Origin of the sequence: Nonomuraea sp. B12E4, from assembly GCF_039871825.1 — a bacterium.
GTDB lineage: Bacteria > Actinomycetota > Actinomycetes > Streptosporangiales > Streptosporangiaceae > Nonomuraea.
This window is the reverse complement of record NZ_JBDPME010000099.1, coordinates 1-621: the sequence shown is the minus strand read 5'-3', so window position 1 is coordinate 621 and position 621 is coordinate 1. Positions and strand designations below refer to the sequence as shown.

Below are 621 nucleotides of genomic sequence, written 5' to 3'. Positions count from 1 at the left end.
AGCCAGTTCCATTGCAAGTCTGAGCCAACATGGTGATGATTCTGCTGCTTGATAAATTTTCAGGTATTCGTCAGCCGTAAGTCTTGATCTCCTTACCTCTGATTTTGCTGCGCGAGTGGCAGCGACATGGTTTGTTGTTATATGGCCTTCAGCTATTGCCTCTCGGAATGCATCGCTCAGTGTTGATCTGATTAACTTGGCTGACGCCGCCTTGCCCTCGTCTATGTATCCATTGAGCATTGCCGCAATTTCTTTTGTGGTGATGTCTTCAAGTGGAGCATCAGGCAGACCCCTCCTTATTGCTTTAATTTTGCTCATGTAATTTATGAGTGTCTTCTGCTTGATTCCTCTGCTGGCCAGGATTTTTTCGTAGCGATCAAGCCATGAATGTAACGTAACGGAATTATCACTGTTGATTCTCGCTGTCAGAGGCTTGTGTTTGTGTCCTGAAAATAACTCAATGTTGGCCTGTATAGCTTCAGTGATTGCGATTCGCCTGTCTCTGCCTAATCCAAACTCTTTACCCGTCCTTGGGTCCCTGTAGCAGTAATATCCATTGTTTCTTATATAAAGGTTAGGGGGTAAATCCCGGCGCTCATGACTTCGCCTTCTTCCCATTTC

General features: G+C 45.4%; 1 protein-coding gene. It reads right to left on the bottom strand.

The genetic code is table 11. The features are described 5' to 3' along the window. On the bottom strand, positions 1-618 hold a 618-nt coding region (locus ABGB18_RS49395; RefSeq protein WP_347702670.1), incomplete at its 3' end, for a phage integrase Arm DNA-binding domain-containing protein. Positions 619-621: the final 3 nt, after the last annotated feature.